Raw genomic sequence first — 23,283 nt, 5'->3', positions numbered from 1 at the left:
GAAGACCGCCGCTGCCAAGAAGGTCGTCGGCAAGAAGACCGCCGTCGCCCGCAAGTCGGTCGGCAAGAAGGTCGCCGTCGCCAAGAAGACCGTGGCCAGGAAGTCGGCCGCCACCAAGAAGGTGGTCGGCAAGAAGACCGCCGTGGCCAAGAAGGCCGTCGCCCGCAAGGCGGCACCGGCCAAGCGCACCAGCGCTGCCAAGACCGTGGCCCGCAAGGCCCCGGCCAAGCGCGCTCGCAAGTAAGTGCACACGCACGGCGCCTGCCTTCGGGCGGGCGCCGTGACGCGGTTGCAGACGGGTTGTTGCCCGCATGCCCACGAGGCACCGCCCGTGGCTGCACCGCCGATGAGGGCGTAAGCCGCGTTCGCGCACCCGCCTGCCAGCACCATGACTTGCGCCCCATGCGGGCCGCGGATGCCGCGTGGAATAGTGCCCTGGAACCCAGGCCAACAGGATGGCTGCCGTGGATCGTGTTCGCCCCTCCCATCGGCCGTGGTTGGCCGCGTTGCTGGTCGTGCTTGGCCTGTTTGGCAGCCAGCGGCTGGATGCGTCGCCCCGCCCAGTGGTGGTGGATACCCGTGTCGAACTGGCGGCGGTGGCAAATCGCCTTGCCGGCTTCGAAGAGTTTTCCGCGCCGGGCATTGCCGATTATGACGCCGCCGTAGAGACCCACTTCCAGCGCTACCAGGACCATCCAGTGGTGCAGCTGCTGCGGGCGTTGCGCCAGCAGCACGGTATCGGCTACAGCGACACCGTCGCGCTTGCACTGGCGGCAACACCGCATCGCTGGCAGTCGCAGCAACCCCTGGCCCTGTGGCTGCGCGACACGTCGAGCAACTGGACCCTGGACACGGCGCAGGCCTACCTGGAGGCCATGGCCGCCTTCGAGCGGGATACGGACGCGGCGGCCTTCTTCCACGCGCAGCAGCGCTTCTATCGCCGCGTGGAGGCCGAGCTGGGCCCCGGCCTGCAGGGATGGCCGGACGTTGCCTGGTTTGAACAGACGCTCGGGCCGCAGCCGGGGCTCCGGTTACAGATCATCGCCGGGCTGTTGCACGGGCGCGGCAACTACGGACCGCGCCTGCGCGGCAGTGACGGGTCAGTGCAGATGTACGCGGTGCTGGGCGTGCCGGAAGTGCCGCCGGGGGAGGCAAACGCATGGCCGTTTGCCGCCATGCAGCGCCTGTTGGTGCATGAGTTCGCCCATTCCTGGGTGAATCCATGGGTCGATGGACAGGCGGCGACGTTGCAGCCTGCGGCCACCACGCTGCTGGGTGCCACTGCCGAACGGATGGCGATCCAGGCCTACGGCAGTTGGCAGGCGTTGGCCTATGAAACCCTCGTGCGCGCGGTGACGCGGGGGTATTTCCAGGACAACGGTGACAGTGCGAGCGTGGCTCTGCTCAGTCAGGAGGATGCGGCGCGCGGCTTCGGCTGGGTGCCGGCGGCCACCGACCAACTACGCGGTGGTGCACGCGGTGGGCGATGGCTCAACGCCGGTACCGCCGGGGCGATGGCTGCCTTGTTGGAAGCGCAGGTGGCGCAGCTGCAGGCCCGTGCCGCTGCCGGCGTCACCTCGGTGTCGGTGGCCAGGCAGGTACCCGCCGCAGGCGATACGCAGGTGGATTCCGCGCTGGCACAACTGGAGCTGTACTTCGACCGCCCCATGGGGAGTGGGGTGGGAATCTTTGGTGACCGTCATCCAACGTTCACCGGGGCGCCGCGATGGGATGCCGATCGCCGTGTGCTACGCCTCCCGGTGGCGTTGCAGCCGTCCAGGGAGTACGTGATCGAGCTCAACAGCCCTTCCATGCCTGGCGGATTTGCCGGCAAGGATGGCACGGTCCTGCCGGCGCAGGTGTGGCGTTTTCGCACCCGGGCGTTGCCTGCGCATTGAGTGCGTGAAGGGCCCAAGCACGGGTAGCCAGGGCTGTGACGGGGCGGGGAGGATACCCCTGCTACGCTGGCGCATTGCGAAGGAAAGGGCATGCGCGGACTCGACTTCAGTTCCTGGCAGACAATGCTCTCCACCCTGTTGGGGCTGGCGGTGATCACCCTGGTGGGCGTGGGCATCCGCCTGCTGGTGATGCAGACCCTGCAGCAGCGCCGCGAGCGCGAGAACCGCCAGATCAACGAGCGCCTGCGCACGCTGATTGCCGCCTACAAGACCTTGGGCGGGTCCTTCACCGGTGCGCTGCACGTGGACCCGCGCCACCTGCGCGACCTGCGCGCGCCGGCCGGCGAGGACGGGGTGGTGTTGCCCGATGGCGTTGACGCCGGGAGCGATCGCGCGCGTCGCATGCGCGATGCGGTGGAAGCGGCGCTGTCGGACATCATCCTGCTTGGCACCGACGACCAGGTGCGCCTGGCCGCCACCGCCGCCACCGAGCTGGCGCAGGGCCGCACCGTGCAGACCGCCGAACTGGTGGTGTCGTTGCGTGACTTCATCCGCGCCGCGCTCGACCTGGCCCCGATTCCGGCCAGCGTGAGCATCCCGCAGCAGGGACCGGCGCGGCCCACCGCCACGGCCAAGGGCCGGCAGGACCCAGACAAGGCCGGCGGCAAGGGTGGCGGTGGTGGTGGCATGGGCGGTGGCATGGGGATGGGCCAGGCCACCGACGAGGACAGCGGCCACGCGCGCTGAGCGTTACGGCCCGTTGCGTCATCGCCTCACCGCGCCAGCTGGATCGACCACGCCAGCGCACCTGCCCAGAGCGGGGCAACGCAGATCGCCCACCGGCGCCACGCACGCCATGCCACGCGGCGTGCCGCCAGCACCGCCACGGCAAACACCGGCAGCAGCACCGCCATCTCGATCAGCAGGTTGCGCCACAGATAAAAGTTGCCGGGCGAGAGCGCGCCCGCGCTCGGCAGCACGCCAGGGGCCGATGCCTGGGCCTGCATCGGCCACCACAGCGGCACCGGGTGTGCGCCCACCAGCAGGTCCATCAGCGGGTGCGACACGCTGGCCAGCAGCAGCCAGTGCAGCGGCAGCGCCCGGCCGGTAACCGCGGCCAGGCGCTGCATCAGCACCGCGGCCAGCAGCGCAAACAGCAGGCTGTGGGTAACGCGCGGGTGCGCCCCGTCACCAAGCAGCCAGATGCCGAGGTAGTCCAGGTCCGGACAGATCGCCAGGATCAGGAACGGCGCCAGTGCCCATCGCGGCGGCAGACGCGCGCGTGCATGGCAGCACAGGCCGGCGGTGAGGCCGGCGAGGGCGTGGCCCAGAAACGAAGACATGGCGGCAGGACCGGTGACCGTGGAGGGGTCAGGGTCCTGCCTGCGCGTGGGCCGACGATGGGCTCAGCGTGTGGCCACGATGAAGTGCCTACTTGCCGCCCAGCACCACCACCGGCACGAAGCCGCCGTAGATCATCCGCTTGCCGTCGAACGGCATCGGATTGTTCTCCGGGTTCATGCGCGGGTCTTCCATCATCTTCTGCATGCCGGCATCGCGGGTGGCCTTGTCGGGCCATTCGATCCAGGAAAACAGCACGGCCTCATCCTCCTTGGCCTCCACCGCGCGGTAGAAGTCGGTCTGCTTGCCGTGCGGCACGTCATCGCCCCAACACTCCATCACGCGGGTGGCACCGTGTTCGATGCAGATCGCATCGCCCATCTGCGCGTGCTTGAGGAAGGCTTCCTTGTTCGCGGTGGGGACGGCAAGTACGAATCCATCGATATACGCCATGGCCAGGCTCCAGATGGCGCACCGGGATGGGCGCCTTCATTGCATACGACGACGCAGGGGGAGAAGGATCGACAGTGCACCCGCCGGACCCCTTGGAATGTGATGAATCCCGGCGTGTTCTATAAAAGACCAATGTTTCAGTGGTTTACGCAATACGCCGGGGTCTGCATGCGTACGGGGGTCAGAAAACTCCTAACGAGGGCGAGGAACATCCTGATATCCGCCGCCGCCCAGACCGCCGACTATGGGGGAGCCGGAAAGGAAGCCACCACGCGCTGCCGAGCTGTGACGCCACCGCGCGTCGCCGGTGTATCACGGAGGATGGACGCGTTAGCCGACTACTCCCCAAGAGCGGCTTCCCCAACGCGTGACGCCCCGCAAGGGCATCGTCGTGACCAGATTCCATCTCCAGGTTTGCCGATGCTGGCGTGTCGCCGCATCGCACGCATGATCGCCACGTCCGTTCGGTCGCGCGCGTTCCATGCTCACTCCCTCTGCACGTTGCCACGCTGTTTTCCCGCTGAAATCGCGGCGCGCGCGTATGCCAGAGCGCAACTGAACCGCGCCCCAAAATTCACTATCGGCAAACCTATCGCTTTCAGGGCGGGTTGTGGCGAATAACGGAGAATTTACATTTCCGATGCAGCACGGCGTCCGCGCTGGCTGCAAGTAGTTCAAGACAGAGGTGTACCCCCATGAAGACTTCGTTGATTGCCCTGGCGCTTGCCGCCGCCCTGCCGTTCGCCGCCTCCGCTGCCGAAGGCCTGTCCTACAACTACGCCGAAGGCGACTACGTCAAGACCGACGCAGACGGCGGCAAGGCCGATGGTTGGGGCGTCAAGGGTTCCTACGGCTTCCTGCCGAACTTCCACGCCTTTGGCGAGTACAACCAGCAGAAGACCGACATCGGCAACTTCAAGGTTGACCAGTGGCGCGTGGGCGTGGGCTACAACCAGGAAATCGGCAACAGCACCGACTTCGTGGGCCGCGTTGCCTACAACAAGTTCGACCCGAAGGAAGGCCTGGACTTCAACGGCTACAGCGCCGAAGCCGGTATCCGCACCGCGTTCGGCCAGCACGCTGAAGTCTATGCGATGGCCGGCTACGAGGATTACAGCAAGAAGCACGGCATCAATCCGGATGGCCAGTTCTACGGCCGCCTGGGTGGCCAGGTGAAGTTGAACCAGAACTGGGGCATCAACGGCGACATCAAGATGGATCGCCATGGTGACAAGGAATGGTCGGTCGGCCCGCGCTTCAGCTGGTAATCCCGGCGTGATCGCAGCGCCACGCGCCTGATCGGCGTGGCAGGAAAGGCCCGGCATTGCCGGGCCTTTTTCGTTGGCCGATGCCGCGTTCAGGCCACCGCGGCCAGCAGCGCCGCGCTGCGTTCCAGCACGATGCGGGCGGCCGGCGCGATGCCCGGCAGGTGCAGGCAGGCATGCACCATGCCCGGCAGGCGTTCGCAGTGCACCGGTACGCCGGCCTGCTGCAGCCGCAACGCGTAGTGCTCGCCTTCATCGCGCAACGGGTCGTAGGCGCACACCAGCACGCTGGCTGGCGGCAGGCCGCGCAGGTCGGCCGTCCGGGCCGGCACCGCCAGGCCATCGGCCGCGTCGCGCGCCATCGCATCGCCCAGGTAGGCTGCCCAGCAGCGCTGCATCAAGGCCGTACTGAGGTAGTAGCCCTCGCCGAACCGCCGGTGGCTGTCGGTGTCGGTGGCGGTGTCCAGCGCCGGGTAGAGCAGCAGCTGGTGGTGGATGGGCGGCCCGTGGCGGTCGCGCGCCAGCAGTGCCACGGCGGCGGCGAGGTTGCCGCCGGCACTGTCGCCGCCCACCATCAGGCGCGCGGGATCGATGTCCAGCGTTGCCGCCTGCGCGTGGCTCCAGCACAGGGCGTCGTACACATCCTCCAGCGGCACCGGGAAGCGGTGCTCCGGTGCCAGCCGGTAATCCACCGCCAGCACCACGCAGCCGGTGGCATTGGCCAGCGCCCGGCACGGCGCGTCGTACACCGCCAGCGAGCACTGGAACCAGCCGCCGCCATGGGCGAACAGCAGCCCCGGGCGCGCATGGCCGGGACGATGGCCGCGCGGCCAGTACACGCGCACCGCGATCCGGTGGCCGTCGCGCGCCACCACCGCCATCTCGCGCACCGCGGCCACCACCTCGGCCGGGCCTTGCAGGGCCGGCAACGCGGTTTCGCTGGCCTGGCGGATCTGCAGCAGGCTCCACCCGGCCACCGCCTCCGGCGGCGGCAGGGTGGCCAGGAACGTGGCGATATCCGGGTCCAGGCTCATGCGGCCAGCTCGGGCAGCAGGAACGGCAGCAGCTGGGCCAGGAAGGCCTCGGGCGCCTCTTCCATCACGAAGTGGCCGCAGTCGGCGATCATCGTGCCGCGCAGGTCGGCGGCATGGGCGCGCATGGTGTCCATGGGCATGTCGGCGGTGGCATGTTCGGCGCCGATCGCCAGCACCGGCATGGCCAGGGGCGTGAGCGCGCGCTGGCGGTTCTGGCGGATCGTTTCGGGGATGGCGCGGTAGTACCCGAATCCGCCGCTGAGGCCACCGGGTGCGGCGTAGGCACGGATGTACACCTCGCAGGCAACCGCTTCGCGACGGTGCGCCCAGCGGTCGAACATGAAGGTGAGGTAGGCACGCTCGCGGCCGGCGATCAGCGCTTCGGGCAGGTCGCGCACCTGGTTGAACATGAAGTGCCACAGGAAGAGGTTGTCCTCCGGTGCCACGAACACGGGCGGCGCGTCGGCCAGGCCGGGTATCACAGCCTCGGTGATGGCCAGCCGCTGCACGGCCTCGGGCTGGTCGCTGGCCAGCGCGTAAGCCACCCACATGCCCACGTCATGCCCGACCACCTGGTACTGCGCATGGCCCAGCTGGGCCATCACCGCATGCAGGGTGGCCGCGATGTTGCCGGTGTCGTAGCCGTGGCGTGGCGTGTCCGAATCGCCGGTGCCGGGCGGGTCCACCGCGATGGTCTGGAAGCCCTGCGCGGCCAGCGCCTGCATGACGTGCCGCCATGCGTACCAGGTCTGCGGCCAGCCCGGAATCAGCAGCACCGGGCGGCCCTCGCCCAGGATCGCGCAATGCACGCTGCGGCCGTCGATGCGCACATGGCGGTGGGTGATGTTCTCCAGTGCGGGGCGCATCAGTGGATCCCCAGCATGCCGTGGATCTGGGCACGGCTCACCGGCGCGCCGGCGAAATCGTCGAAGATGCGGTCGGTGACCTGGATGATGTGCGCCTTGATGAACGCCACGCCTTCGCGCGCGCCGTCTTCCTGGTTCTTCAGGCAGCACTCCCATTCCAGCGTGGCCCAGCCGTCGTAGTCGTACTGGGCCAGCTTGGAGAAGATGCCCTTGAAGTCCACCTGGCCATCGCCCAGCGAGCGGAAGCGCCCGGCGCGTTCGGTCCAGCCGCTGTAACCGCCGTAGATGCCCTGGCGGCCGCTCGGATTGAACTCGGCATCCTTGATGTGGACCATGCCGATGAAATCGCGGTAGATGTCCAGGAAGCTCAGGTAATCCAGTTGCTGCAGCACGAAGTGGCTGGGATCGAACAGGATGCGGCAGCGCGGGTGCATGCCCACCGCCGCGTGGAAGCGCTCGAAGCTGGTGCCGTCATGCAGGTCTTCGCTGGGATGGATCTCGTAGCAGAGGTCGATGCCGTGCGCGTCGCATACATCGAGGATGGGCAGCCAGCGGCGGGCGAGCTCTTCAAAGGCCGCCTCGATCAGGCCGTCCGGGCGTTGCGGGAACGGGAACAGGTACGGCCAGGCGAACGAACCGGAGAAGGTGCCCATACGGTCCAGGCCCAGCCGCTGCGACGCCTGGGCGGCCAGCTTGATGCGCTCGATGGCCCAGGCGCTGCGCGCGGCCGGGTCGCCGTGCAGGGCCGCCGGGGCGAAGCTGTCGCACAGCGCGTCGTAGGCCGGGTGCACGGCCACCAGCTGGCCGAAGATGTGCGTGGTCAGCTCGCTGATCACCAGCCCGTGGCTGGCCAGCATCGCCACCATGTCGTCGCAGTATTGCTGGCTGTTCGCGGCCTGCTCCACATCGAACAGGCGCGCGTCCCACGCCGGGATCTGCAGGGCCTTGAAGCCCTGGCTGGCCGCCCACGCGGCAATCGAGGGCAGGTCGTTGAACGGGGCCTGCTCTGCACTGAACTGGGCCAGGTGCAGGCTGGGGCCTTGGAGGGTACGCATGGGGGTGTCGCCTTATTGTTTGTCGAGCGACAAAGAATAGGCCGCCACATCGCCCCGGTCAATGCCGGGTATCGCTAGAATTGCCGCACCGCTTTCCTCTGTAGTGATGCCCATGGCCGGCCGCCCCCGCGAATTCGACAAAGACCACGCGCTCAAGCAGGCGATGCTGCTGTTCTGGGAGCGCGGCTATGAAGGCACGTCGATGGCCGCGCTGGTGGAGGCGCTGGGCATCGCCTCGGCACGCATCTATGCCGCCTTCGGCAGCAAGGAGCAGTTGTTCCGCGAGGCGGTGGCGCTGTACGAAGCCGGCGACGGCGGTTTCGCCGACCGCGCGTTGGCGGTGCAGGCGGTGCGCCCGGCGATCGAGCGCATGCTGCACGATGCGGTGCTGACCTACACCAGGCGCGGGCGCGCGCAGGGCTGCCTGGTGGTGTCGGCGGCCACCAGTACCGCACCGGAGAACGCGGCGGTGATGGACTGGCTGGCCGAACACCGGCGCCAGCGCACCCGGCAGATCATCGCGCGGCTGCAGCAGGCCGCCGCCACGGACGAATTGCCCGACGGCACCGATGTGCAGGCGCTGGGCGACTACTTCGCCACCGTGCTGCACGGCATCTCCACCCAGGCGCGCGATGGCGCGGGCCGCGCGCGCCTGCTGGCCGCCGCGGACATTGCCTTGCAGGTGTTGCCGGAGCAGGCCCATGGGTGATTCGACGGCGGCCCAGCAGCCGCGCCTGGGCTGCGGCGCGGTGATCCAGCGCGCCGATGGCGCGGTGCTGCTGGTGCAGCGTGGGCGTCCGCCGGAGCAGGGTCACTGGGGCCTGCCGGGCGGCAAGGTGGACTGGATGGAAACCGTCGAAGCCGCCGTGGTCCGCGAGGTGCAGGAAGAAACCGGCCTGCAGGTGGTGATCGAGCGCCTGCTGTGCGTGGTGGATCACTTCGAGCCGGCCCTGGCGCAGCACTGGGTGGCGCCGGTGTACCTGGCGCGCAGCGTGGACGACCGGCCTGCACGGTGCTGCGAACCGGAGGCCCTGCTGGCCGTCCAATGGTTCCGGCCGGATGCGCTGCCGGCCCCGCTCACCCTGTCGGCGCGCCAGGGCCTGGCGCGGCTGTCAGCGGGCGGTTGAGCCCGGGCAGGGGGTCAGCGCCGCGCGGCCGCGCCATCACCGCGCGCCACCGCTTCCACTTCCTCCAGGCTGGCGCAGGCCGCATCGCCGGGCGTGCTCATGGCCAGCGCGCCATGTGCCGCGCCCAGGTCCACCGCGACCTGCTCCCCCTTGCCCGCCAGCAGCGCGTGCACCACCCCGGCCACGAACGCGTCGCCGCCGCCCACCCGGTCCAGCAGGTCCACCTCGCGCGCGTGGGAGAGGTACAACGCCTGGCGCGTGCACAGTGCACCGGCCCAGCCGTTGCGGGCGGCGTTGCCAGCATCGCGCAGGGTGAACGCCACGCCCTGCAGTTGCGGAAAACGCTGCAGCGCACGCTGCGCGGCGGCCTCGGCCGGGCCCACGTCCATCGGCGTGCTGCGCTTGCCCAGGTCGGCCAGGTCCATGCCCAGGCAGGCCGCGAAGGAGTACTCATCGCCCACCAGCAGGTCGCACTCGGCGGCGATGGCGCAGTTGGCATGGCGCGCCGCGTCCGGGTCCGGGTGGCTGTTCCACAGGCTGGCGCGGTAGTTGAGGTCGTAGGACACGGCCACGCCATGGCGGCGCGCGGCCCGCACGGCGGCGATGGCGGTCTGGGCGCTGTGCGCGGACAACGCGGCGAAGATGCCGCCGGTATGCAGCCAGCGCACACCCTGCTGGCCAAACAGCGCATCCCAGTCGTACTCGTGCGGCTGCAGTTGCGAGGCGGCCGAACCGGCACGGTCGGACACGCCCAGCGGGGCACGCACGCCGAAGCCGCGCTCGGTGAAGTTCAGACCCATCCGCGTGTTGCGGCCGATGCCGTCGTAGTCGCGCCACAGGATCTGGCTGGTATCCACGCCACCGGCCTGGATCAGGTGCTGGGCCAGCACGCCCAGCTCGTTGCGCGGCAGCGCGGTGAGCACCCCGCTGCGATGGCCGAAGGTGCTGGCCAGGCCGCGGGCCACGTTGTACTCGCCGCCGCCTTCCCACACGTTGAACTGGCGTGCGTTGCGCACCCGGCCCTCGCCCGGATCGAACCGCAGCATCACCTCGCCCAGCGCCAGCGCCTCCCAGCGCTGGCCAGTGTCGGCCGCCACCGCAAACGCCTGGCCGCTCATCGCGCCTTGCACCCCAGCAGGCCCAGGTCGATGCCGGCGGCCATGCGCCGGTAGCCTTCGTCGTTGGGGTGCAGGTGGTCGCGGGTGATGTCCTCGGGCAGGTGCTCGGGGTTGGACGGGTCGCGCAGGATCGCGTCGAAGTCGATCAGCGCGTCATAGCCGCTGCCTCCGCCGCGCATCCAGGTATTGAGCGTGGTGCGGGTGGCCGCCGAAAGCGGCTCGTAGCGGTCCGAGCCGCCGAAGGGGGTGACGGTGGCGGCGATGGCGGTGATGCCGTTGCCGTGCAGGCGCTCGGCAATCTGCCGGTAGCCCAGCACCATGTCCTCGGCGTTGCGCCCGGGCGTGGGTGGGGTGCCGCCGTCGTGACGTATGTCGTTGATGCCTTCGAACACGATGACCTTGGCCACGTTCGGCAGCGCGATCACATCGCGGTCCAGCCGGGCCAGCGCACTGTGGCTGCGGCCATGGTCCATGACCTTGTTGCCGCTGATCCCGGCGTTGACCACCACCACCTGGTCCGGGCAGGCCTGCTGCAGGCGGGTGGCCAGCAGCGCCGGCCAGTCGCCGTTGCTGCCGCGCGTGGCGGTGGCGCCTTCGGTGATGGAATCGCCCAGGGCGACCACCACGACCGGCTTGCTGGCACGCTCGGCCAGCACCGCCGACACCACGTTCTGCCGGTAGGCCAGCTTCACCTTGTCGCCCACCTCGGCCAGGCGGCCGTCGGCAATGCGCAGCGCGGTGCGGCGCACGGCCGGCTTGGTGGGTTGCGGGAAATACACGGTGAGCGATACATCGGCCAGTGCCGGCACCGTCATCGCCACCGGGTCGCTGAGCAGCGCGGCGCCGACCGGAACCACCACCTCGCTGCGACCGTTGAAGGTCACCAGCTTGGCCGGAGTGGCCGTGCCGGTGCGCTGGGCCGTGGCGCCGCCGATGGTCAGCGGCGCATCGCCCAGTTCATTGCTGATGCGGAAGCGCAGCGCGGTGGCCGAGCTGGCCAAGCGCATGTCCTGGCGCACGGTCTGGTGGGCGAACTGCACCGGCGCCTCCGGGGTGCCGTCCTGGCGGTCCGGTGCCGGCGAGGCGGTCCACGCCGGCACCCACACCTGGGCCTGGACGGGCAGCGCGGCGGCGCTGGTGGCAAGTGCAATCGAGAATGCAGAGATCCAGCGCAGCATGGCAGCCCTCCCAGGCGGTCGGCAGTACAGGTCAATCAGGAGAAATAGGTGCCGCCGTTGACGTCGACGTTGGCACCGGTGATGAAGCCGGCCGCATCCGAAGCCAGGTACACGGCGGTATCGGCGGCTTCCTCCGGCTTGCCCTGGCGGCGCAGCGGGGTGTTGCCGGCCACGGCGGTGCGCACTTCCGGCTTGGTGAATTCATCGTGGAAGCGGGTGGCGATCATGCCGCAGCACAGTGCGTTGACGCGGATGCCACGCGGGCCCAGCTCCTTGGCCATGGCACGGGTGAAGGTCATCACCGCCGCCTTGGCGGTGGCATAGATCGCCGCGCCGGGGCCACCGCCATCGCGGCCGGCCTGCGAGGCGAAGTTCACGATCGCACCGCCCTCGGCCATGTGCGGCACCACCGCATGGGTGGTCAGGTAGACCGAGCTCATGTTGAGGTCCATCACCTTGTGGAAGAACGCTTCGTCGATCTCGGCCAGCGGGCGGCGCTGCACCATGCCGCCGGCCACGTTGACCAGCACGTCGATGCGATCGCCATAGGCGGCCTGGGTGGCGGCGACCATGCCGGCCACGGCCTTGGCATCGGTGACGTCGGCGCGGTGCACGAAGGCGGTGCCGCCGGCGGCCTTGATCTGCTCCAGCGTGGCCTGCGCGCTGGCTTCGTCGTTGGCGTAGTTGATGCACACCTTGGCGCCGGCGGCGGCCAGCTTGATCGAAATCTCGCGGCCGATGTCACGGCCGCCACCGGTGACGATGGCCACCTTGTCGTTGAAATGGGTCATGGAAAACTCCAGTCGTGGGTTGGGGGAAAGGAAAAAAGGGGATCACCGCGGCTGGGCCGGGCCGTCGAGTTTTTCGACGCGGCCGGTCACCAGCCACAGCGCCAGCAGCGAGGCCGGCACCAGGGCGGCCACCAGGATGAAAATGGGCGCGTAGGAATCGTGGGTCATCGCCGGCACCAGCCAGGTGGTGATCAGCGTGCCGGCCACCGCGGCCATGCCCCCCAGCCCGGCCACCGAGCCCACCGACTTGCCGCTGAAGATGTCGCCGGGCAGGGTCTGGATGTTGCCGATGGCAATCTGGAAGCCGAACAGCACGAAGGCGATGGTCACCACCGCCCACACCGGGTCGGTGGCCAGCACCGCGCCCAGCAGCGCCGGGGCCATGATCGCCCCGCCCAGGGTGATGACGACCTTGCGCGCCTTGTCCACGCTCCAGCCGGCGCCGATCAGCCGCCCGGACAACCAGCCGCCGCCCAGGCTGCCGATCATCGCGCCCACGTAGGGCACCCAGGCGAAAATGCCGATCTGCTTGATGTCAAAGCCGAAGGTGTCGGCCAGGTAAAGCGGCAGCCAGGACACGAACAGCCACCAGATCGGGTCCAGGAAGAACCGCGAGATCAGGATGCCCCAGGTCTGCCGGTGGCCCAGCAGCTGGCGCATGCTCGGCACGTATTCGGCCTTGGGCGTGGCCGGCTGTTCGCTGGGGGCATCCAGGATCAACGCACGCTCGGCCGCGCTCACCCACGGGTGCTTGTCCGGGCCGGCGCGGTAGATGATCAGCCACGGCAGCAGCCAGATGAAGCCGATCGCACCGATCAGGATGAAGGTGCCGCGCCAGCCCAGCCACAGGAACAGCACCGCGATCAGCGGCGCCGACACGATCGCGCCGATCGACGCCCCGGCGTTGAACACGCCCTGCGCCAAGGCCCGCTCGCGCGCGGGGAACCACTCGGCGTTGGCCTTGACCGCGCCCGGCCAGGCACCGGCCTCGCTGATGCCGAGCATCGCGCGCACCAGGCTGAAGGACAGGATCGAGTGGGTCACCGAATGCAATGCGATGGAGATCGACCACACCGCGATGGAGAGTGCAAAGCCCAGCCGCGTGCCGATGATGTCGAACAACCGCCCGAACACGAACTGACCGGCCGCATAGAACAGCATGAACACCGTCACCAGCAGCGCGTAGTCCTCCTTGGTGGCGCCCACGTCCTTGGAGATCTGCGGCCACATCACCGCCAGCGCGTTGCGGTCGATGTAGTTGATGACCGTGGCCACGGCAATCAGCCCCACGATCAGCCAGCGCACGTAGGTGCGGGCCTTGGTCGTCACGTTCATTTGCCGTCCTTGCCGCTGGCGGTATCAAAGCGCTTCCAGCCACCGTCCCAGCGCCACTGCTGGCCGCCACCGCTGACCTCGTGCGCGCCGGGGCGGCTGGGGTCATCGGCGATGCCCAGCGCCAGCTGCTTGCCACCGGCCAGGTGCAGCACCAGCACATCGGCATCCTTGCCCCGGTAATGGGCGATGGCGTCGATGCGGCTGTTGGCGCCGCGCACGGTCTCGGCGGTGCCGTCGTACTGGCCATGCGGTTCCAGCACGCCGTAGAAGGTAGTGGCGGCCTGGCCATCCACGCGCTGGAGCAGCATCGGTTCGCGGCGCAGGTTGAACGACGGATCGTTCGCGCCGCTCTCGCCGATCAGCGCCCGGGATGGGGCGGAGCTGGCGAAACGATAGGTGTAGAAGCGCCCGTCCAGCAGCCAGGTGAGGCTGCGTGCGGCGGTGTCCGGCTCGCTGGAGGCATCCACCCACACATGCTGGTAGCCGTTGGCCTTGCCCAGCACCGGGCGGCTGGCCACCGCCGACTGGGTCTTGAAGCCCACGTCCATGATGTGCCCGTTGAAGTGCAGCGGCAGGTCGTAGCGCGCCGGCCGGGTGCCGGTCACGCGCAGCAGGTCCAGCACCACCGGTTGGCCCAGCGCAGGGTGGGCCAGCAGCGCCTGGGTGCGGGTGAAACTCACCCCGTCGTACGCACCATCCATCCGCGCCGAAGCGATCTGGGTGTCATCGCTGCTGGCAAACAGCAGCGGCGTGGGCGCCAGCGGCTGGCCCTTCTTCCAGTCGCCGCCGAAGTGGCTCTGCTCGTTCACCACCAGCGTGTTGTGCGCGATGGTCTGGCGTGCCCAGCTGTTGTTCTCCGGCAGGTAGATGCCGCCGGCCTTGGCTTCGATGTTGAGGAAACGGGCGGCGCCGTAATCGGTGACCACGCGCTGGCCGTTGTCGTAGAACAGCCAGTTGAGCTTGTCGAAGTGGCCGTGGCCCATGCCCTGCTTGGTGTTCTTCATCACCAGCGCCTGGCCATCGGCGCCGTTCATGCGCAGGATCGCCAGCGCGCCTTCGTTGCCGTCGGGGCCATCGCGCAGCAGTGTGGGCACGAACGCGAACGGCTTGGCCTTGTCCTGCGCCAGTGCCTGGGCCACCTGCAGGCCCTCGGGCGAGAGCAGCACGCGCTTCTGCGCCTTGGCCACCGACAGCAGGCGCGCGTCCTGGGTCTGTGCGTAGGCGATGTCGATGCCGGCCACCAGCTCTTCGGTATCCAGGCCCTTGTCCAGGATCGCGTCGTTGATCGGCAGGAAGTAGCCGCCGTAGCTGCTCTGCACCAGCGCATCCACCGCCTTGAGCAGCACGCCGTCGCGGCGCTTGAAGATGCCCTGGCCCGGGTCGTTGCGCGCGATCGCATTGGCGAACAGGATGAACGGTGCCAGCGCATAGCGCTGGTAGTAGGGGCCTTCCTCGTAATAGCCATCGGGCGAGAACAGCTGGTCCACCTGCTTGAGGAAGCCGGCGCTGCCATCGCGCCGGCTGCCCTTCAGCGCCTTGTCCACATAGGTGGCATCGCGCAGCACGTAGCCGGTCATGCCCACCGCCGCCACCGCCCAGGTGGCGTGGTTGTGGATCTTGTCGAAGTTTTCCGGGGTGCCGCTGAGGAAGTCGGCCATCGGCCGGAACACGTTGTCGTCGATGGTCTTGCGGTCGGCGGCGCTGAGGCTGTCGCGGATCGCGTCGTAGCCCTGCACCGCGCTCACCAGCCACACCGAGTCGTTGAGCGTCTGCCAGAACAGGCGGCCGGGAATCTGGCCGCGGCCCTGCGGGTGTGCGCCCAGCCCCGGGTAGAGTTTGGCGTAGCCCAGCAACAGGTCGCGTGCGTACGCGGCATACGCCTTGTCGCCGGTCAGCCGGTACAGCGCGCCGGCGGCCTGGATGGCCTGGTAATTGCGCTTGTGCTGTTCATGGGTGTAGCCACCGCCCTTGTCCTTGGGCACCGGCACGTCGATCCCGGCTTTCATCATGCCGCGCACCAGGCGCTCGGCGCGCTGCTGTTCGCGGGTGAACACCGGGTAGTTGGCGCCGTCGCTGCGCATCTGCTGCCACTGCGCGGCGGTCACCAGCACCGGCGCGCTGGCGGCGCTGGCCGGATGCTGCGCGTCTGTCGGGGCAGGGGCGGCGGTGGCGGGAAGTGCGGCGGCGCTGAAGGAGGCGGCCAGCAGCAGCATCAAGGGCGTGGAACGCGTCATGGCAGGGTCTCGGCTGGAGTATCGGTCTGCGCGGCCGCGGTGTCGGTCAACGCGTTGGCGCGCATCGCCAGGCGGGGTTCGCCCACCTGGTGGCTGAAGCGCACGCGGCCGCTGCGCAGGAACTGGTTGTCGGTGAGCGTGGCGGTCTGCACGCCGTGCAGGCGCAGGCTGGTGTCATCGGCACGGCCCACCTGGTCAAGCACGTTGCGCTGCACGCGCAGGGTGGGGCCGAAGGTGCTTTCATCGGTGCCACCGCGGTACAGGCTGAGCAACGGCCCGCCGATGCGCTGGAAGTGCGAGTCCAGGATGTCCACCTGCTCGGCGTTGTAGGTGCCCAGGTCATCGGTTTCGGCGGCCGCGGCGATCACGCTGCCGCTGATGTCGGCCACCGTGGTGCCGGTTACCGCGATCCGCGCGGCCAGGCTGCCCTTGCCGGCATTGATCACGTCGAAGGCCTTGTTGCTGGTCAGGCCATGGATGCGGCTGTCCTGGATCAGCAGCGTGTAGTTGAACGCCTGGCTGCCCGGGGCGATGCGCACCACCGCATTGCCGGCCGCGTCCGGTGCCAGCGCGCCATCGATGTCCAGCCGCGAGAGCTTCAACGCGCCGCCGGCGCGGATCTCGAACAGGCTGGGGCGGGTGAACTGCAGGCGGGCCTGGCCGCGTGCCGGCCCCAGCACGCTCAGCGGGTGGGCCACGTCCAGTACCTGGTTGATCCGGTACTGGCCGCCCTGCAGCTGCAGGCGCTCGCCCGGCGCGCTGGCGGCGATGGCGCGGGTGAGGGTGTCCTCGCCGGGCGCCACGGTGCGCACCGGGCCGCTGTCCAGCGCCACGGCATTGATCGTCTTGGGGTACCAGTCCACGCCCACCTGCGTGCGCGCGATCGGCGCCAGGTCGCGCGGGGCGCCGGCCGCCAGCGTTTCCACCGGGTATTGCAGGCCATTGGTCGCGCGCTGCAGGGTGACCGCCTGTGCCGTCACCCCGGCCGGGAAGCCGGCCGACAGCGTGGGGCTCTGCACGTTGCCGCTGAAGGCGATGCCGCCCAGGTCGCCCTGGCGGCGCAGCAGGTCGCGGCTGCCATCGCCGATGAACAGGTTGCCGCGCATGCGGCTGTCCACCGGCATGGCGTTGCGCTCGTCATCCAGCCCCGCGCCCAGGAACACCTGGCGCACGTTGATGAAGCTGTTGCGCTCGATCAGCGCATCGTCCACCTGCTCATAGCGGTTCAGCGGCGCATCGCGGGTGCCGGCCATCACCGCCAGCGCGGCGGCGAAGTTGTCCCCGGCGATGCCTTCAAAATAATTGTCGCGCACGATCTGGTGGCGGTTGATCACCCGCACGCCGCCGGTGTGGGCCTTGTTGTTGCCCAGGAACACATTGCGCTCGACCACGTTGCCATGGCCGTGGCGCAGCACCATCGAGCCGCGCGATTCAAAGAACACGTTGCCCCGGTACAGGTTGCCGCCGGACTTGTTGGACACGATCTCCACTTCGCCATCGCAGTGCTCGAACCAGTTGTTCTCCACCACGGTGTTGGAGCTGGACTGGGAGTCGGTGCTGGTGCCTACGCGGATGGTCTCCCCGCCGTTGCTGCCCAGGTTGGGGCGCGGGCCGAACCAGTTGTGGTCGATGCGGTGGCGATTGTCCAGGCCGCTGGTGGCATTGCGCACCACCACCAGGGTGGTGCCGGCATTGGTCTTGCCCACCAGCTGGTTGTGGTCGAAGCGGTTGTGCTGGCCGTACAGGCCCACCCAGTTGTCCGACTGCTGGCGGTCCGGCTTGTTGTAGCCATCGATGACCACCCCGGTGACCCGGCTGTGGGTGGCCCACTCCTTGGATGAGGCGCGGAAGGACACCACCTCGCTGCCCGGTGCCCAGCCATCGCGGAACACCAGGTGGGAGACCTCCAGGTAGGCGCCGGCCAGGCGCAGCTGCGACTGGCCGCTGAGGATCACCTTGCCCGGGGTCTGGGCTGTCAGCTTGATTGGTTGACCAATTTTGCCGGTGCCGCGCAACAGCAGGTCGATATCGCGCCACACGCCGTCGGCGAGGATCACCGTGTCGCCCGGTTGAAGGGCGCGCGTGGCCGCGGCGTATTCAGCCGCGTCGTGGACCAGGTGGTCGGCCGCGACAGCCGGCAGGGCGCCTGCCGCCAGGCCCAGTGCCAGCGCGGTCAGCAGCGGGCGCATGGCCCGTTGCGCGTGAGACTGTTGCAGAGTCATCGGCTTACCCTCCCAGATCAACCGTGGCATCGAACGCGAGCCCGGATCGTAACAGGTCCCGCAACGCGTGCGTCAACCACAATCGCATACCACTTTAGGTGCATGTGGTTCGCCAGTTGCGCATATTCCTGCTGCATCCGCACATTAATTCACGGCAAAGTGGTCTGGGTGGATGTGCGGGGTAGACTTTAGTACCAATTTATTGACATTGGTCCAGCAACCGTGAATTGTCCGGATCGAATCCGTGTAGTCGGACGATCCATCCTGGGAGGGAGATCACGATGTTGCATGACCGCCGTACGGCCTCGCCACGAGGCCTTCGCCATACCGCGCTGCATTCGGCGCTGTTCTATGCCCTGTGCACCACCGCCGCGTTGCCGCTGGCCCACGCGCAGGACGCCGAGGCGCCGCCCGCGCCGGCCACCACCCTGGACCAGGTCCAGGTGACCGGCATCCGCGGCACCATCCAGACCTCGATCGACAAGAAGCGCGATGAGACCGTCATCGCCGACGTGCTGGCCGCCGATGACATCGGCGACCTGCCGGCGCTGTCGATCGGCGAAGCCATCGAGACCATCACCGGCGCCTCCACCCATCGCGAGAAGGGCGGTGCCTCGGAGATCTCCATCCGCGGCCTGGGCCCGTTCCTGGGCTCGTCCACCTTCAATGGCCGCGAGGCCACCAACGGCAGCGGCGACCGCTCGGTGAACTTCAACCAGTTCCCGTCCGAGCTGATCAACACCGTGGCCATCTACAAGACCCAGCGCGCCGACTTCGTCGAAGGCGGCGTGGCCGGCACGGTCAACATGGAAACCGTCAAGCCGCTCGAATACGGCAAGCGCACCTTCCAGCTCGATGGCCGCGGCACCTGGCAGGACTACGATGACCGCCTGAAGGACAAGGACGGCGTGGGCTGGCGTGGCACCGCCAGCTACATCGACCAGTTCGACATGGGCAATGCCGGCAAGCTCGGCGTCTCCATCGGCGTGCAGGCGCTGGAAGGCAGCAACCCGGAAGAGATGTTCTCCAGCAGCTCCACCTGGGTGGCCTGCGATGGCCGCGAAGTGGTCGGCGCCACCCGCAACTGCACCCAGGTGGACGGCAACCAGGTCGCCAATGGCGTGCCGTACTACCTGGTGCCCAGCAGCCGCATCTACCGCCAGTTCATCGAGCACGACCAGCGCGACTCGCAGTTCGCCGCGCTGCAGTGGCGCCCCAGCGACGCGGTGGAAGTGAACCTGGACTACCAGCACTCCAAGCGCGACTACACCGAGGACCGTTCGGACCTGTCGCTGTCCTCGATGATGCGCAACCTCAACAACCGCGTGGTCAGCGACGACGGCGCGCTGCTGCACCACACCGGCAGCACCACGGTCGATTCCACCGGCAATTTCCTGGAGCGCAAGGAGGAATACACCGGCGGCGGCCTGAACGTGATCGTGCGGCCCACCCCGGCCTGGACGCTGTCCACCGACCTGTCCTATTCCAACACCCGCCGCGACCAGATCGAGCGCTCCACCCGCCTGCGCGCCGGGCGCACCGACGTCAACGGCAGGCCGGTGGCCGGCATCAAGAACACCCGCTATGTCGATTACACCTACGACTACAACGGCGATGTGCCCAGCATCTACTTGGACCCGGCGTTCGATGTGAACAACCCGGACAACTACACCGACTCGGCGCTGATCCGCCGCCGCCAGCAGAACCGCGAGCACACCATCCGCGCGCAGCGCTTCGATGCCGCCTTCACCCCGGAGAGCGGCTTCTTCACCGCGATCAAGGGCGGCCTGCGCCATTCCGAAGCCACCTATACCGACTTCACCGATACCCGCGACATCACCACCACCAATGTCGCGGCCATCCGCGCGGCCAACCAGGCCTGCCGCCAGGCGTTCCCGCAGAAAGATTTCCTGGCCAACGCCAGCGGCAACACCATCGACCAGTGGGCCAGCTTCGACAGCCGCTGCCTGTTCAAGGCCTTCACCGGCGTGGACGACACCGGCCTGAGCGCGGACCTGCGCGACCCGGCCAACAACGATGTCACCGAGAAGACCAACGCCCTCTACCTGATGGGCGACTACAGCAGCGAGTGGTTCGGCCTGCCGGTCACCGGCAACATCGGCGTGCGCGCGGTGCGTACCGACGTGCGCTCGGTGGGCCTGCGCAGCGGGCTGGACGTGGTCAACAACCCCGACGGCAGCGTGACCCTGCGCCCCACCGGCGACTTCACCCGGCAGACGCTCAAGTCCAGCAACACCGAATGGCTGCCCAGCTTCAACGCCGCCTTCGAACTGCGCCCGGACCTGCTGCTGCGCGTGGGCGCCTACCGGGCCATGTCGCGCCCGGACCTGGCCGCCGAGGGCTATGGCCGCAGCTTCAACCTGGACGAGGTGGACACCGAGTTCGGCAGCGTCGCCGATGCGCTGGGCAGCATCACCGCCACCGGCAACCCGCGCGCCAAGCCGTTGATGTCCTGGAATGCCGACGTCTCCCTGGAGTGGTACGCCAACGCCGATTCCATGCTGGCCACGGCCATCTACTACAAGCAGTTCAATGGCGGCTCGGTGCCGGTGGTGCTGGGCGAAACCTTCGACATCGACGGCCAGAGCGTCACCGTGCCGGTCGAGCAGCTGGCCACCAGCGACCAGAAGAGCGACCTGATCGGCTTCGAACTGACCGGCTCGCACACCTTCAGCTACCTGCCGGGCATTTTCTCCGGGCTGGGCGTGAAGGCCAGCTACAACTACGCCCACTCCAACTTCAAGACCGAAGACCTGCGCCTGGGCGAGTCCACCGACCCCATCACCGGCGCGTTCACCCCGGGCATCGTGGAGCCGGCCAACATCTTCGGCCTGTCCAAGCACGTGGCCTCGGCCCAGGTTTACTGGGGCCTGGGCAAGCTGGACCTGCAGGCGATCTACAAGTACCGCTCGGACTATTACCAGCAGTTCGTCGGCGACCCCTCGCAGAACCGCTACGTGCGCGACAATGGCTCGCTCGACTTCCGCGCCACCTACAAGGTGAACAAACACCTGTCCCTGTCGCTGTCGGCCAGCAACCTCACCGACGAGCCGCGGGTGTCGGATATGCCCATCCTGGGCAGCTTCCGCGAGTACACCACCTACGGGCGGCGCTATTATCTCGGGGTGCGCTACCGCTTCTGAGGCAGGCGGCGCGGCCTTCACGGCCGCGCCGTTCTCCCCGGGCGCGGGTCGCGTGTCGGTTCCCAGCCACCGTACAGCCAGGCCTTTGAAGATGTCCGAACCCCGTCTCTACCAGTCCATTGCCGCCGAAATCGTCGCGCTGATCGAGAAGGGCGAGTTCCCACCGGGCTCGCGCCTGCCGGGCGAACGCGACCTGGCCGAGCGCCTGGGGGTGAGCCGGGTGACCGTGCGTGAGGCCGAGATCGCACTGGAAGCCCAGGGCCTGATCACCATCAAGACCGGCTCGGGCGTGTATGTGAAGGCGCGGCCCTCACAGGCACCGGGCGCGCTGCCGGACGTGTCCGCCTTCGACCTCACCGCCGCCCGCGCGGTGATCGAGGCCGAAGCGGCGGCCATGGCCGCCAGCCGCATCACCGATGCCGAGGTGGAGGTGCTGGCCGGGCTGATCGCCGCGATGGTCGACCCGGCCTCGGGCGAGGCGGCGGCCAGCGAGGCCGATCGCCAGTTCCACCTCACCATTGCCCGGATCGCCGGCAACCCGGTGGTGGAGCATTGCGTGCAGCTGATCTGGCGCATGCGCAACGAGCTGCCCCGCGTGAAGCAGGTGTACGCCAACGTCTGCCACAACGACGATGACACCCGCGACGACGAACACACCGCCATCCTCGATGCCCTGCGCCAGCGCGACCCGGCCGGCGCCCGCACCGCGATGCGCAACCACTTCCAGCGGCTGTTCGAATCGATGCTGGAAGCCACCGAGAACGAGGCGCTGGCCGAGATCCGCCGGCGCACCCAGCAGGACCGCGAACGCTTCATGGCCGCCACCGGGCACTGAGCCCGGCGCGGGCGGGGCGGTTATTCGCCCTGGTACTGCTTTTCTTCCACCAGCGCGGAGCCGGCCACGCGGTTGATCTCGTTCTTCACCTTCACCCGCTCGCCGTTGGTGCCGTACACCCCGCGCGCCAGCTGGATGAACGCATCGTCGAACACCTGGGCCGCTTCCTTGTCGCGCAGCTGGTCCTGGATATCCCACATGCGCACGTTGATCGCCTTGAGCTGATCCTTCAGCGCCGCCAGCCCCGGCTGGCCCGCCACCTGCTGCTGCCACAGCGGCCACAGGCCATCCAGTTCCTTGCGCACGTTGGCGTTCTTGCCGGCGTCGCTGATGCGTTCGGCCTTGATTTCCAGGATGGTGATCTTGTCGATCAGCTCACCAATCGATACCGGGGTCAGGATCGCGTCCACGCCATTACTCGCAACAGGTCAGGGCGCCCATGATACCGCGCGCCCCGCAGGCGGCCGCAGACGCAGGTTTTACAGGGAATTTGCGCCGATCCGGCGGCCGCGCCATGGCAGCTTTACGGCCCTTGCAGGAACACTGCCCCCCTCGACGGCGCCGCCGTCCGATGGAGTGCATACCGTGGTGGTTGAACAGAAGAAAGGGCGCGGGCTGCGCCGGTGCAGCGGGCTGCTGCTGGGCCTGATGGTCAGTGGCGCGGCCTGGGCGGGCGTGGACGGCAATGCCACGCTCACCTCCGATTATGTGTGGCGCGGCAGTTCGCAGAGCGACGGCGACCCGACCGTGCAGGCGGGGGTCAAGCTGGCCAGCGAGCGCGGCTGGTACGCCTCGGTGTGGGGCTCGGGCGTGTCCTTCAAGCCGGACAACGGCGCGCGCAGCGAGTTCGACGTGGTGGCCGGCTGGGGCGGGGCACTGGGTGAGGACTGGGCGCTGGACGTGAATCTCACCCGCTACCTCTACCCCGGCAGCGACGTGGACCTGGACTGGACCGAACTCAACGGCACGCTGACCTGGCAGCAGCGCTACTGGCTGCAGGTGGGCACCGCCGACAACGCACTGGCCGGCGGCCATGCCGGCACCTACGCCCAGCTGGGCGCGCGCCTGCCGCTGGGCGAGCAGTGGCGGCTGGAAGCGGCGCTGGGCCACTACTGGCTGGCCAGTGCACAGGGGGATGACTACCTGCACGGCCAGCTCAGCGCCATCTGGACCGTCCACGGCCCCTGGGAGCTGCGCCTCACCGCGCACGACACCGACAACGCCGCCAGGCGCCTGTTCCCCGGCAACGCAGGCTCGCGCGTCGAGTTCGCGGTGCAGACGAGCTTCTGATCCGTCCCGGTGGCGGGGGCCGGGGGGGTGGGGGGGCCGCCCACCCCCCCCCAACCCCACCCCCGCCCGGGCGCCCC

The 23,283-nt window shown here is 68.7% G+C and carries 20 protein-coding genes and 1 pseudogene; 9 read left to right on the top strand and 12 right to left on the bottom strand.

Annotated elements, in window-relative coordinates; translation table 11 throughout:
* The 3 genes and pseudogenes from RSA25_RS05340 to RSA25_RS05330 form a co-directional block, all read left to right on the top strand.
* Window positions 1-244, top strand: a pseudogene (locus RSA25_RS05340) (histone); the annotation flags it as partial.
* A 220-nt stretch (window positions 245-464) separates the two neighbouring features.
* Complete coding sequence (locus RSA25_RS05335; RefSeq protein WP_332807869.1) at window positions 465-1,898, top strand: DUF4932 domain-containing protein; 1,434 nt, start codon at window positions 465-467, stop codon at window positions 1,896-1,898.
* A 90-nt stretch (window positions 1,899-1,988) separates the two neighbouring features.
* Window positions 1,989-2,645, top strand: a complete 657-nt coding sequence (locus RSA25_RS05330) for a hypothetical protein (protein ID WP_332807868.1) — start codon at window positions 1,989-1,991, stop codon at window positions 2,643-2,645.
* Between the two features lie 26 nt (window positions 2,646-2,671).
* Here RSA25_RS05330 and RSA25_RS05325 read toward each other — a convergent pair whose 3' ends face one another.
* Together RSA25_RS05325 and RSA25_RS05320 are read right to left on the bottom strand one after the other, a co-directional pair.
* The gene (locus RSA25_RS05325) at window positions 2,672-3,241 is read right to left on the bottom strand and encodes a metal-dependent hydrolase (RefSeq protein WP_332807867.1); all 570 of its coding nucleotides are present in this window, start codon (window positions 3,239-3,241) and stop codon (window positions 2,672-2,674) included.
* A gap of 88 nt (window positions 3,242-3,329) precedes the next feature.
* Entirely contained in the window at window positions 3,330-3,692 is a 363-nt protein-coding gene (locus tag RSA25_RS05320) for a DUF1428 domain-containing protein (RefSeq protein ID WP_332807866.1), read from the bottom strand.
* 695 nt (window positions 3,693-4,387) lie between these two features.
* On the opposite strand from RSA25_RS05320, the gene RSA25_RS05315 reads away from it, so the two are divergent.
* Entirely contained in the window at window positions 4,388-4,960 is a 573-nt protein-coding gene (locus tag RSA25_RS05315; protein ID WP_017355199.1) for an Ax21 family protein, read from the top strand.
* Window positions 4,961-5,049: 89 nt separating this feature from the next.
* On the opposite strand, the gene RSA25_RS05310 is transcribed toward RSA25_RS05315, so the two are convergent.
* Genes RSA25_RS05310 through RSA25_RS05300 form a run of 3 tightly spaced genes read right to left on the bottom strand, consistent with a single transcriptional unit; the run spans window position 5,050 to window position 7,912 of the window.
* On the bottom strand, window positions 5,050-5,991 hold the full coding sequence (locus RSA25_RS05310; RefSeq protein ID WP_332807865.1) for an alpha/beta hydrolase: 942 nt from the start codon (window positions 5,989-5,991) through the stop codon (window positions 5,050-5,052).
* A complete protein-coding gene (locus RSA25_RS05305) occupies window positions 5,988-6,857 on the bottom strand; it encodes an alpha/beta hydrolase (RefSeq protein WP_332807864.1) in 870 nt (289 codons plus the stop codon). Before RSA25_RS05305 ends, RSA25_RS05310 begins: the two co-directional genes overlap by 4 nt.
* Window positions 6,857-7,912 (bottom strand): sugar phosphate isomerase/epimerase family protein, encoded by a 1,056-nt coding sequence (locus RSA25_RS05300; RefSeq protein WP_332807863.1) that lies wholly within the window; start codon window positions 7,910-7,912, stop codon window positions 6,857-6,859. The genes RSA25_RS05305 and RSA25_RS05300 overlap by 1 nt, the downstream gene beginning before the upstream one ends.
* Window positions 7,913-8,024: 112 nt before the next feature.
* On the opposite strand from RSA25_RS05300, the gene RSA25_RS05295 reads away from it, so the two are divergent.
* The gene (locus RSA25_RS05295) at window positions 8,025-8,621 is read left to right on the top strand and encodes a helix-turn-helix domain-containing protein (protein WP_332807862.1); all 597 of its coding nucleotides are present in this window, start codon (window positions 8,025-8,027) and stop codon (window positions 8,619-8,621) included.
* Complete coding sequence (locus RSA25_RS05290) at window positions 8,614-9,039, top strand: NUDIX domain-containing protein (protein WP_332807861.1); 426 nt, start codon at window positions 8,614-8,616, stop codon at window positions 9,037-9,039. Before RSA25_RS05295 ends, RSA25_RS05290 begins: the two co-directional genes overlap by 8 nt.
* 14 nt (window positions 9,040-9,053) lie before the next feature.
* On the opposite strand, the gene RSA25_RS05285 is transcribed toward RSA25_RS05290, so the two are convergent.
* From RSA25_RS05285 to RSA25_RS05260, 6 genes are read right to left on the bottom strand one after another with little or no spacing between them, the layout of a single operon-like run.
* A complete protein-coding gene (locus RSA25_RS05285; RefSeq protein ID WP_332807860.1) occupies window positions 9,054-10,157 on the bottom strand; it encodes a sugar kinase in 1,104 nt (367 codons plus the stop codon).
* Window positions 10,154-11,335 carry an SGNH/GDSL hydrolase family protein gene (locus RSA25_RS05280; protein ID WP_332807859.1) on the bottom strand — a complete coding sequence of 394 codons (1,182 nt, stop codon included), beginning with the start codon at window positions 11,333-11,335 and terminating at the stop codon, window positions 10,154-10,156. Before RSA25_RS05280 ends, RSA25_RS05285 begins: the two co-directional genes overlap by 4 nt.
* A 35-nt stretch (window positions 11,336-11,370) precedes the next feature.
* Window positions 11,371-12,126: a glucose 1-dehydrogenase gene (locus RSA25_RS05275; protein ID WP_332807858.1), complete on the bottom strand. Its 756-nt coding sequence runs from the start codon at window positions 12,124-12,126 to the stop codon at window positions 11,371-11,373.
* A 42-nt stretch (window positions 12,127-12,168) separates the two neighbouring features.
* Window positions 12,169-13,461, bottom strand: coding sequence for an MFS transporter (locus RSA25_RS05270; protein WP_332807857.1), 1,293 nt, complete (start codon window positions 13,459-13,461; stop codon window positions 12,169-12,171).
* Complete coding sequence (locus RSA25_RS05265; protein ID WP_332807856.1) at window positions 13,458-15,695, bottom strand: oligoalginate lyase; 2,238 nt, start codon at window positions 15,693-15,695, stop codon at window positions 13,458-13,460. The genes RSA25_RS05270 and RSA25_RS05265 overlap by 4 nt, the downstream gene beginning before the upstream one ends.
* The gene (locus RSA25_RS05260; protein ID WP_332807855.1) at window positions 15,692-17,884 is read right to left on the bottom strand and encodes a polysaccharide lyase 6 family protein; all 2,193 of its coding nucleotides are present in this window, start codon (window positions 17,882-17,884) and stop codon (window positions 15,692-15,694) included. Before RSA25_RS05260 ends, RSA25_RS05265 begins: the two co-directional genes overlap by 4 nt.
* Before the next feature lie 314 nt (window positions 17,885-18,198).
* Here RSA25_RS05260 and RSA25_RS05255 point away from each other — a divergent pair, with 314 nt between their 5' ends.
* Together RSA25_RS05255 and RSA25_RS05250 are read left to right on the top strand one after the other, a co-directional pair.
* A complete protein-coding gene (locus RSA25_RS05255) occupies window positions 18,199-21,081 on the top strand; it encodes a TonB-dependent receptor (RefSeq protein ID WP_332807854.1) in 2,883 nt (960 codons plus the stop codon).
* 91 nt (window positions 21,082-21,172) lie between these two features.
* Window positions 21,173-21,916, top strand: a complete 744-nt coding sequence (locus RSA25_RS05250) for a FadR/GntR family transcriptional regulator (protein ID WP_332807853.1) — start codon at window positions 21,173-21,175, stop codon at window positions 21,914-21,916.
* A 20-nt stretch (window positions 21,917-21,936) separates the two neighbouring features.
* Here the strand turns inward: RSA25_RS05250 and RSA25_RS05245 are convergent, their stop codons facing one another.
* On the bottom strand, window positions 21,937-22,326 hold the full coding sequence (locus RSA25_RS05245; protein ID WP_332807852.1) for a DUF6165 family protein: 390 nt from the start codon (window positions 22,324-22,326) through the stop codon (window positions 21,937-21,939).
* Window positions 22,327-22,564: 238 nt separating this feature from the next.
* Here RSA25_RS05245 and RSA25_RS05240 point away from each other — a divergent pair, with 238 nt between their 5' ends.
* A complete protein-coding gene (locus RSA25_RS05240; protein ID WP_332807887.1) occupies window positions 22,565-23,206 on the top strand; it encodes a TorF family putative porin in 642 nt (213 codons plus the stop codon).
* Window positions 23,207-23,283 lie beyond the last annotated feature (77 nt).

Source organism: Stenotrophomonas sp., assembly GCF_036662295.1.
Taxonomy (GTDB): domain Bacteria; phylum Pseudomonadota; class Gammaproteobacteria; order Xanthomonadales; family Xanthomonadaceae; genus Stenotrophomonas.
The sequence above is the reverse complement of the archived record's forward strand: the minus strand, read 5'-3'. Positions and strand labels throughout refer to the sequence as shown.